Source organism: Streptomyces sp. MBT65, assembly GCF_016612545.1.
Taxonomy (GTDB): domain Bacteria; phylum Actinomycetota; class Actinomycetes; order Streptomycetales; family Streptomycetaceae; genus Streptomyces.
This window is the reverse complement of record NZ_JAENRY010000100.1, coordinates 19,878-29,882: the sequence shown is the minus strand read 5'-3', so window position 1 is coordinate 29,882 and position 10,005 is coordinate 19,878. Positions and strand designations below refer to the sequence as shown.

General features: G+C 69.5%; 9 protein-coding genes and 1 pseudogene. 5 read left to right on the top strand and 5 right to left on the bottom strand.

Features of this window, described 5'->3' with window-relative positions; genetic code table 11:
- Window positions 1–107: 107 nt before the first annotated feature.
- Together JHN63_RS23210 and JHN63_RS23205 are read right to left on the bottom strand one after the other, a co-directional pair.
- Window positions 108–842: a hypothetical protein gene (locus JHN63_RS23210; RefSeq protein WP_200683453.1), complete on the bottom strand. Its 735-nt coding sequence runs from the start codon at window positions 840–842 to the stop codon at window positions 108–110.
- 46 nt (window positions 843–888) lie between these two features.
- Window positions 889–1,056, bottom strand: coding sequence for a hypothetical protein (locus JHN63_RS23205; protein ID WP_200683451.1), 168 nt, complete (start codon window positions 1,054–1,056; stop codon window positions 889–891).
- Window positions 1,057–1,410: 354 nt separating this feature from the next.
- Between JHN63_RS23205 and JHN63_RS23200 the strand changes: the two genes are divergently transcribed.
- Window positions 1,411–1,959 carry a hypothetical protein gene (locus tag JHN63_RS23200; RefSeq protein WP_200683449.1) on the top strand — a complete coding sequence of 183 codons (549 nt, stop codon included), beginning with the start codon at window positions 1,411–1,413 and terminating at the stop codon, window positions 1,957–1,959.
- A 53-nt stretch (window positions 1,960–2,012) separates the two neighbouring features.
- Here the strand turns inward: JHN63_RS23200 and JHN63_RS54330 are convergent.
- The 3 genes and pseudogenes from JHN63_RS54330 to JHN63_RS23185 form a co-directional block, all read right to left on the bottom strand.
- A pseudogene (locus JHN63_RS54330) lies at window positions 2,013–2,129 on the bottom strand (transcriptional regulator); the annotation flags it as partial.
- Between the two features lie 110 nt (window positions 2,130–2,239).
- Complete coding sequence (locus JHN63_RS23190) at window positions 2,240–3,391, bottom strand: arabinogalactan endo-1,4-beta-galactosidase (protein WP_200683447.1); 1,152 nt, start codon at window positions 3,389–3,391, stop codon at window positions 2,240–2,242.
- A gap of 79 nt (window positions 3,392–3,470) precedes the next feature.
- Complete coding sequence (locus tag JHN63_RS23185; protein ID WP_200683445.1) at window positions 3,471–5,477, bottom strand: beta-galactosidase; 2,007 nt, start codon at window positions 5,475–5,477, stop codon at window positions 3,471–3,473.
- 222 nt (window positions 5,478–5,699) lie between these two features.
- Here JHN63_RS23185 and JHN63_RS23180 point away from each other — a divergent pair, with 222 nt between their 5' ends.
- The 4 genes from JHN63_RS23180 to JHN63_RS23165 are packed head-to-tail and all read left to right on the top strand — an operon-like array spanning window position 5,700 to window position 9,962.
- Window positions 5,700–7,034, top strand: coding sequence for an ABC transporter substrate-binding protein (locus tag JHN63_RS23180; protein ID WP_200683444.1), 1,335 nt, complete (start codon window positions 5,700–5,702; stop codon window positions 7,032–7,034).
- Complete coding sequence (locus JHN63_RS23175) at window positions 7,031–8,020, top strand: carbohydrate ABC transporter permease (protein WP_200683441.1); 990 nt, start codon at window positions 7,031–7,033, stop codon at window positions 8,018–8,020. The genes JHN63_RS23180 and JHN63_RS23175 overlap by 4 nt, the downstream gene beginning before the upstream one ends.
- Window positions 8,017–8,883: a carbohydrate ABC transporter permease gene (locus JHN63_RS23170; protein ID WP_200683439.1), complete on the top strand. Its 867-nt coding sequence runs from the start codon at window positions 8,017–8,019 to the stop codon at window positions 8,881–8,883. The genes JHN63_RS23175 and JHN63_RS23170 overlap by 4 nt, the downstream gene beginning before the upstream one ends.
- Window positions 8,884–8,933: 50 nt before the next feature.
- Window positions 8,934–9,962, top strand: a complete 1,029-nt coding sequence (locus tag JHN63_RS23165; RefSeq protein ID WP_200683438.1) for a LacI family DNA-binding transcriptional regulator — start codon at window positions 8,934–8,936, stop codon at window positions 9,960–9,962.
- Window positions 9,963–10,005 lie beyond the last annotated feature (43 nt).

Below are 10,005 nucleotides of genomic sequence, written 5' to 3'. Positions count from 1 at the left end.
AAGGGGGCGAGGTCGACCGTCCAACTCCGTTCCGTGCGGCGGTCGGAGAGGGTGACCTGGCCGGGTGGGACGGGGGTCAGGTCGATGGGGGCGGCTGTGCCCATGTGTTACGTCAACTCCGTGAGCATCGGGCTTAGGCGGGCGGCGAGTTGGGGGTCGGAGCGGTCGAGTTCCGCTGTCGTGGCCGTGATGGTCGCGGTCAGGGCGCGGCGGAGTTCTGGTTCCGTGAGGGAGCGGATCAGGGTGGATTCCAGTGGGGCGGTGATCTCGTCCGGGAGCAGGTGGGCGCCCTTCGAGTAGGCGGTGGGGAGGTCGAGGCGTAGGCAGGCGAGGGTGATCAGTTGGTCGCGCAGGGCGTTGATCCAGTGCGCGGCCTGCCAACTGCGGCCCCGTTCAAGGCAGATGCGGGCGTGCAGGGCGTGGTGCCAGGCGAGGCCGATCAGGGTGTCGCGGTCGGGGGCGGGGAACCGCGGTTGTGGGTGCGGGGTGCCGAAGAGGGTCCGCCAGGCCGGGCCGCGGGCGCCGAACTCCGACTCCGGGGCGAAGGTGAGGTCCAGCTCCACCCACTCCGGCAGCAGGAACACCCGGATGACACTCGTACCGCCGACGCCGAGGTCCCAGTGGTGCCGGGCGCCCAACTCGTCGTAGATCCACGCGGTCCAGCGTCGCACGGTCCGGTCGAGTTCCCCGCGTACGGCCAGGACGAGGTCCGTGTCCGACCAGCGGTCGCCGGTGTCGGTGGCGAGTGAGCCGGTGTGGGCGAGGCCGACGACGGAGGTGTCGGCCTCGGCGCGGGCGAGGAGTCGGGCGCGGGTGCGGTCGCGCCGGTCGGGGGTGAACATGCCTAGATGATGCGGGCCGAGGGGTCCCGGGCGGGCCGGGCCCCGGTCAGTAGTCGCCCGTGCGGATGTTGTCCTGGACGTAGCGGAAGTAGGGGTCGGAGACCCCCGCGTTGAGGGTCAGTTGCTCGAAGCGTGCCTGCGCGATCTCCGGGTGATGCTCGGGGGGATCGTGTACCAGTCGTGCCAGCCGTCGTCCCACCAGCGATGCCCTCACGCGCGGCGGCCTCGGCCTCCGGCGGCCGGATCTGCTTGAGCAGCGGCGCCGGCCGGCCGCACAGCGCGTCCGCGAGAGCGTTGCGGCAGGTGCTCCGCTCCGGGCTCTGCGGGTTGTCGCGCAACAGGTCGCGGTACTTCCGCACTTCCTGCTCGGCATCGGTCAACGGGTCGGCCATCGGTGTTCTCCGTCCCCGGCCCCTCGCATCCGGGGCGGACGCCCGGCGCCGCGGTCGTCGCTCGTCCAGGGACGATTCCCGTCGCCTGCCGTGCCATACGGCCACCGCCCGGCGTTCACCCTCCCGAGGGCACCGGCAGATCACCGTTGTCAGTGGGGCAGTGCATGATCCGGTGGATGCGCTGCACGACGTGGACCTCGGATCGCATGTTCGTCTCCTACCGGCAGTACTACCTCCAGGGCGACGAATTTCTCAGCGAGTACGACGATTCCGACACGGTCCGGCGGATCTTCGCGGGGAACAGCCTGGCGGCAGGCGGCCCGGAACACCTCACGGTGCTCGCGGGCACCCACACCGGCTGGATACGCCTGACCACTCGGCAGTCCGCGGACGAGCCACCGCTCCCGGGCGAGGAGTGGGAGACCGTGGTGGACGTCAGCATCTACAGCACGAGTGGCAGCTTGTGGTTGTTCCGGTGGGGCGGTGACGTCGAGGAGGACGCCGGCAACTTCGCGACGGCCGGGGCGGGTTGGTACCGCGTCCGGGTCCAGGCACGGGGACGCGACGAAGGCGCCGGTCACGCGGAGGACACCCCGGTGGAGGAGCACACCCTCAGCGTGTGGCCGGCGCCGCCCGCCCCCGACACCGTCCACCGTGCGAACGACGCGTTCGCCCGCGCGCACTATGACCCGACTCGGGCTCCTGGACAGCCCGTTCAGCCCTGAGTACGACGCTTTTGGGGAGGGGTGGAGGTGGGGCAGGGGGTGGATGCGCCCGTCAACTGCCGTCCCACCGTGGAGAGTACGGCGAGGCCCCACTCGTCGTCCGGGTCGACCTCCCGACCCGGCTCGTCCGCCTCGCCGTTGAGCTGCTCCGGCTCACTCCCGACACTCATCCCGCGCCCTCCGTCGTACGACCGTCCGCCGCGACGGCCCCTACCCGTACGAACTGTCCCACCCGTCAAGACAGCACCGGACGAACACCGGACAGGTCACCCCAGTTGCTTCACGACCGGTAGCGGCCCAGCGTCCTCAACCCCGGCAGCGCCTTGTCATCGAAGTCGAACAGGGCGAGGTTCTCCCACGCGTTGCCGGACGTCGGGTCGGTGGGGTCCCAGCCGTCGCCCTTACGGTACGTCCAGACGCCCTCCCAATAGCAGTAGCCGAGGCCCTTTCCGCCCGGCACGTCCACCATCAGGTCCGCCACCGTGCGCAACCACGCCGCCTGGCCCGCCGGGGTCGCCGGATACCCCTCCGTGAGCTGCGAGGGGTCGTACATGATGTCGTTCGTCGCGTCCTCGCTCTCCAACGTGAACGGGTACGCCGTCTCCGCGATCAGCACGGGCTTGTCGTAACGCGCCGCCAGATCCGCCAAGTTGGCCGCCGCCGCTGCCGGGGCGCCATGCCAGAACGGGTAGTACGACTGCGCGATGATGTCGAAGTCGACCCCGTCGGCCACCACGTTGTCGTACCACCAGCGGGACGTGCCGTTGTCGCCGCCGGAGGCGATGTGGAGCATCGTGCGGATGCGGGGGGTGGTGTCGCGCGCCGCCGTCAGGCCCGCCTTCAGGAACGTCGTCAGGTTGCCCCAACCCCCGGCGTCGTCACCCCAGTTCTTGCCCGTGGGCCAGAGCAGCCCGCCGTTGATCTCGTTGCCGATCTGCACCAGGTCGGCCGGGGTGCCCTGGCGGCGCAACGCGCCCAGCACGTCTGCGGTGTGGTCGTAGACCGCCCTCGTCAGGCCCGCGACATCGAGGTCCGCCCAGGCCGCCGGCTTGGTCTGGTGCGACGGGTCCGCCCACGTGTCGGAGTAGTGGAAGTCGACCCAGATGCCGATCCCGGCCCGGCGCAGCCGCTTGGCCAGCGGGAGGATGTGCTTCTTGTTGTTGTAGCCGTCGGCCGGGTTCACCCAGACCTTGAGGCGCGCGTGGGTCACCCCGGCATCCGCGAGGATGCGGATCGGGTCGTCCCGACGGCCGTCCGCACGGCGGTACACCGCGCCGAACGCCTCGTCCTTGGGGAGCGACGAGATGTCCATCCCCCGGATCTCCAGCCGGCGCCGGTCGGCGGCCATCGCGGGCGCCGCGCCCAGCACCGGCATCGCGAGCGCTGCGGCACCAACCGCTCCGGCCGCCGTAAGAACACTGCGTCTGCGCATCACAGAGCTTCCCTTCGGTAAGTGTCCCAAGAGACAAAAGAAACAAGCGAGTTGAGCCGGGGAGGTACGCGAGCCGAGGTCAGCGCGGGTCGCGGAACACCTCCACCCCACCCCCCGGCACCGCCGCCCGACTCCCGTCCGGCAGCACCACCTTCACCTCGCCCCCGGTGTGGTTCACCGCGAAGCGAAACGTCCCCGACTCGCCCTCCCGTACGACGAGTTCGACATCGCGCGGCAGATCGACCGGCGTGATCCCCGCGTCCGCGAGGGCGAGGTCCACCACGGCGGCCAGGTCGGCACCGGTCAGCCGGGTCGCCAGGTACCAGGCCGCCCCCGACCCCACCGCATGCCGGGTCAGCGCCGCCCCGCCCGCCGTACGCCCGTCCGCGAACACCGCGACCGTCTCGCAATCCGCACCCGGGATCACGACCTCCGACCACAGATCCGCCGTGTACGACGCCCCGTCCGCACCCCGGACCGAGATCGTCTCCCCGGGCAGCAGCGGGTCGAACTCCTCGACGGTCAGGCCGAGTACGTCACGCAACGCCCCGGGATACGCGCCCGCATGCAAGGTGTCGTTCTCGTCGACGATCCCGGAGAAGAACGAGACCAGCACCGTCCCGCCCCGCGACACGTACCGCTCCAGATCGGCGCCCACTCCCGCCGGCGCCGAGTACAACTGCGGTACCACCAGCAGCGGATAGCGCGAGGGGTCCAGGTTCCCCAACCCCGTCGGCGGCAGGAAGTCGACCGTCAAGTGCCGGTCGTACAAGGCCTCGTAGAACGCGTCCAACCGTTCCCGCGCGTCCAGATCCTGACTCGGCCGCCACTCCAGGCTCTGCGCCCACCAGGAGTCCCACGACCACACCATCGCCACGTCACCCCGCGTCCGGGTGCCGCGCAGGCCCGCCGCACTCAACTCACCGACCCGGCGGCCGAGTTCCGTCACCTCACGCCAACCCCGGTTGTCCGTACCGGAGTTCGCCAGCATCGCCGTATGGAACTTCTCCGCGCCCGACTGCGACTGCCGCCACTGGAAGAACATCGCGCCCTCGGAACCCCGCGCCACATGACCGAGCGAGTTGCGGGCCATCTCACCGGGACGCTTCGCGGGGTTGTACGGCTGCCAGTTGACCCCGGACGTGGCGTGCTCCAGCAGCAGCCACGGACCCCCGCCCGCCACCGAACGCGTCAGGTCGGCCGCCAGCGCCAGGTTCACATGGGTGCGGCGGCCGTCGGTCATCAGGTAGTGGTCGTTGGTGACGAGGTCGACCTCCTTCGCCCAGGCCCAGTAGTCGACGGTCTGGCCCTGACTCGGCGCGACCATGAAGTTGGTGGTGACGGGCACGCCGGGGGAGAGCCGGTGCAGGATGTCCCGCTCGGCGACGAAGTTGGCGCGGGCCTGGGCGTCGGCGAAGCGGTGGTAGTCGAGTTGCTGGGTGGGATTGCACACGGACGGGGTCGCGCGGGGCGGGGTGATCTCCTCCCAGTCGCCGTACTGCTGACCCCAGAACGCCGTTCCCCAGGCGTGGTTGAGGGCGCCGACCGTGTCGTAGCGCTCGCGCAGCCAGACCCGGAAAGCCGCCGCGCACACCTCGCAGTAGCAGGCGAGCACCGGGGCGCCGTACTCGTTGTGGACGTGCCACAGGACCACGGCCGGGTGGCTGCCGTAGCGCTCGGCGAGGGCCGTCGTGATCGTGGCCGCCGCCGCCCGGTACTCGGCGTTGGAGTGGCAGATCGCGCCCCGTGAGCCGAAGGCGAGGCGCACGCCCTCCCGCGTCACCGGCAGGGCGTCGGGGTGCGCGCGGTAGAACCACGCCGGCGGGACCACCGTAGGCGTGCCGAGGTTCACGGCTATGCCCGCCCCGTGCAGCAGGTCCATCACCGTGTCCAGCCACTCCCAGTCGTACTCACCCGGCCGCGGCTCCATCCGGGCCCAGGAGAAGACGCCGAGGGAGACCGCCGTGACCCCGGCCTCCCGCATCAGCCGTACGTCCTCCTCCCAGACCTCCTGCGGCCACTGCTCGGGGTTGTAGTCACCTCCGAAGGCGAGCGGCAGACGGTCGTGCGGGGCAGAGGACGGCATGGGTTCACTCCCGGGAGTCTGTAGCCGAAACGCGGCTGTTTCTGTGATCGTGCACATGGATGTTCGCGGCTCACACCCATCAGCAACAAGTAGGTAACCCCAGGCGACATCCATTGACAAGGGTCCGAAACAATTCTCTACTGTGCACGGTCACAGAGCCGTGCGGGGCATGCGGGACCTCCGATGGGACATCGGGGACCGGCTCGCACTCAGTCAGGGGAGATGAACATGTCGATCTACCGCCACCAGTTGAGCAGGCGCGGCATCCTTGCCGGGGCAGCAGCCGTCGGCCTCACCGGCACCCTCGCCGCCTGCGGCGGTTCCGACGACAGCTCCGGCAAGAGCAGCGGGCCCGTCAAGCTGACCTACTGGTCCTGGGCGCCGAACATGGACAAGGTCGCCGCGATCTGGAACAAGAAGAACCCGGACATCACGGTCACCGTGTCCAAGCAGGCGGCCGGCAAGGACATCGTCTCCAAGCTGATCACCGCGAAGAAGGCGGGCAACGCCCCCGACCTCATCCAGGTCGAGTACCAGTCGCTGCCGACGCTGGTCTCGAACGACGTGCTCGCCGACATCTCGAAGTACGCGAAGTCCGCCAAGTCCGAGTTCGCCGAGGGCCTTTGGGCCATGGTGACGCTCGGCACCGACGCCGTGTACGCGATACCGCAGGACTCCGGGCCGCTGATGTTCTTCTACCGCGAGGACCTGTTCAAGAAGCACAACCTGACCGTCCCGACGACGTGGGACGACTTCGCCAAGACCGCCCGTGCCGCCAAGAAGGCAGTCCCGGACGCCTACTTGACGACGTTCTCCGCCAACGACCCCGGTCTGTTCGCCGGGTTGGCGCAGCAGGCCGGTGCCAAGTGGTGGACCGTGGGCAGCGGCGGCAAGTGGACCGTCGGCATCGACGACGCGGCCACGAAGAAGGTCACCGACTTCTGGGGCGGGCTCGTCCAGGAGGGCGCGATCGACAACCAGCCGATGTACACACCGGCTTGGAGCAGCGCCCTGAACAAGGGCACCCACCTCGCCTGGGTCTCCGCCGTGTGGGCGCCCGGTGTTCTGATCAGCTCGGCCCCCGACACCAAGGGCAAGTGGCGGATGGCGCCGCTGCCGCAGTGGAGCGCGGGCGAGAGCGTCACCGGCAGCTGGGGCGGCTCGTCCACCGGTGTCTCCACCGACTCCAAGCACGCCGAGGCCGCCGCCAAGTTCGCGACCTGGCTGAACACCGACGCGGAGGCGCTGGCCGCCCTGGTCAAGGAGGTCGCCATCTACCCGGCGGCCACCAAGGGCCAGTCCGGCTCGGTGCTCACCCCGCCCGCGTTCTTCCCGAACCAGACCGACTTCTACGACACGGCCGCCAAGATCGCCGCGACCACGGCCGCCTCCGCCTGGGGCCCGAACGTCCAGGTCGCCTACGACACCTTCAGCGACGCGTTCGGCAAGGCCAGCAAGGCGAAGAAGGCGGCCCAGTTCGACACCGCGCTCGCCACCATGCAGTCGGCGACCTTCACCGACATGAAGAAGCAGGGCTTCAAGGTGACCGAGGCATGACCGCCACTCCGCTCAAGGGCTCCGGCCGCACGACGGCCGGGCCCTTGGCGGACGGCACCGCCACCACCGTCCGCCCCCGCCGCATCCGCCGCCGTGGCCGCAGCGCGCCGTACTGGTTCCTCGCACCGGCCGTGCTCCTGTTCGCCGCCTTCACCGTCGTGCCGATCGGGTACGCGGTGTGGCTCAGTCTCCACAAGGTCCAGGTCAAGGGCATCGGCCTCGGTAAGGGCGCCCGCCAGCAGGTGTGGAACGGCATCGGCAACTACACCGACGTCCTGCACGACTCCGAGTTCGGCCACAGCGTCCTGCGCGCCTTCGGCTACGGCCTGATCGTCATCCCCACGATGCTCGGTCTGGCGCTGGTCTTCGCGCTGATGCTGGACACCCCGCAGGCGCGCAGCGCCAAGTTCGCCCGGCTCGCGATCTTCCTGCCGTATGCCGTCCCCGGCATCATCGCCGCCCTGATGTGGGGCTTCCTGTACCTGCCGGCGGTCAGCCCGTTCTACTACCTGCTGCGCGAGTTCGACCTCCCGCAGCCGGACCTGTTCGACGGCGGCAACCTGTACCTGTCCTTCGCGAACATCGCGGTGTGGGGCGGCACCGGCTTCAACATGATCGTCATCTACACGGCCCTGCGCGCGATCCCGCAGGAGATCTACGAGGCCGCGAAGATCGACGGCGCCTCCGACCTGAAGATCGCCCTGCGGATCAAGATCCCGATCGTGCTGCCCTCCCTCGTGCTCACGTTCTTCTTCTCGGTCATCGCCACGCTCCAGGTCTTCACCGAGCCCATGGCGCTCAAGCCGCTGACCAACGGCCTCTCCGGTTCGTGGAGTCCGCTGATGGCCATCTACGACGCCGCCTTCCTCAGGTCGGACATCTACGGCGCCTCCGCCACCGCGGTGGTGCTGGCCCTGGCGACCTTCTTGGTCTCCTTCACGCTGCTGCGCGTCTCCGACCGCTACACCCGGGAGGACCGGGCATGACCCCCCTCACCCTCACCGCCGCCGACACCCGGCCCAAGCGCACCGCCTGGGTGCCGACCCTGGTGCTGGTCCTCGGCTCGCTGTACTGCCTGATCCCCGTGGTCTGGGTGGTCATCGCGGCGACCAAGGGCCGCGGCGAACTCTTCTCCACGTTCACGTTCTCCCCGGGCACCGGATTCCTCGACAACCTCAAGGAGTTGAGCTCCTACCGGGACGGCATCTACTGGCAGTGGATGGCCAACTCCCTCTTCTACGCGGGCTTCGGCGCCCTGCTCTCCGCCGCGGTCTCGGCCGCCGGCGGCTACGCACTGGGCCGATTCGCCTTCAGGGGACGGGAGTTCGTCTTCAAGCTGATGCTGGCGGGTGTCCTCGTCCCGAGCATCGTGCTGACCGTCCCGCAGTACCTGCTGCTGTCCAAAATGGGCCTGGCCGACTCGTACTGGTCGATGCTCCTGCCGTCGATCCTCTCTCCCTACGGCGTCTACCTCGTCCGTATCTACGCGGCGGCCGCCGTGCCCACCGAACTCCTCGAAGCCGCCCGCATGGACGGCGCGAGCGAGTGGCGGATCTTCTCGCGGATCGCGGTGCCGATGATGATGCCGGGGCTCATCACGGTGTTCCTGTTCCAGTTCGTCGGCATCTGGAACAACTTCCTGCTGCCGTACGTGATGCTCGCGGACGACACCAAGTTCCCGCTCACGCTGGGCCTTTACACCCTGCTGTCCCAGGGCGCCTCCCAACCGGCGCTCTACACCCTGGTCATCATGGGCTGCTTCCTCGCGATCCTGCCGCTGATCGCGCTGTTCCTGGTGATCCAGCGCTTCTGGTCGCTGGACCTGCTGAGCGGATCGGTCAAGGCGTGAGACAGGTACCGCGCTCCAACTCCCCCCACTGAACCGGCAGAACGAGGACCATGACCACCAGTCCGAGCGGACGCCGTAAACCGCCCACCATCCACGACGTGGCCCGGGAGGCAGGCGTCTCCCGGGGGACCGTCTCCCGGTTCCTGAACGGCGGCCACTACGTCTCACCGGCCGCCCGCACCGCCGTGGAGACGGCGATCAGGAAGACGGGCTACGTCGTCAACCGGCACGCCCGCTCCCTGAGCACCGGACGGTCGGACTCGGTGGCGTTCCTCCTCACCGAGCCGCAGGAGAAGTTCTTCGAGGACCCCAACTTCAATGTCCTGCTGCGGGGTTGCACCGAACACCTGGCCCGCCACGACATCCCCCTCCTCCTGATGCTGGCCTCCTCACGGGACGAGCGCCGCCGCCTCACCCGGTACATCACCTCGGGCCACGTCGACGGCGTCCTCCTCGTCTCCAACCACAGCGGCGACCCGGTGGCGGCCGAACTCCGGGACGCCGGGATCCCGTTGGTGGGCTGCGGCAAGCCGCTCGGCACCGCGTCCAAGTACAGCTATGTGGCCGCCGCGGACCGCGACGGCGCCCAGGAGATGGTCCGCCACCTCATCTCCCGGGGCCGACGCCGCATCGGCATGGTCACCGGCCCGCTGGACGCCCCCGGCGGCCCCGACCGCCTGGCCGGCTACCGGGACGTGCTGGCCGAGGCGGGCCTGCCCCACGACCCGACCCTCGTCGTGGAGGGCGACTACCGCCGCACCGGAGGCGAGGAGGCGGCCCGTCGCCTGCTGACCCAGGCCCCCGACATCGACGCGGTGTTCGTCGCTTCCGACCTCATGGCCCTCGGAGTCGTCAACACCCTTCAACAATCCGGCCGTTCGGTCCCGGATGACATCGCTGTCGGAGGCTTCGACGACTCGGCGGCGGCGACCTCCATCACCCCGGCCCTCACGACCATGCGCCAGCCTTACGACCGCATCAGTGCCGAAATGGTGCGAATGCTCCTCGCGCAGATCGCGGGCGAGGACACGGCCGGCGTGATCCTGCCCACCGAACTGGTGATCCGGGAGTCGGCATAACCGCCGTGACTGTCCAGCCAACCGGAACACGGGTCAACGGATG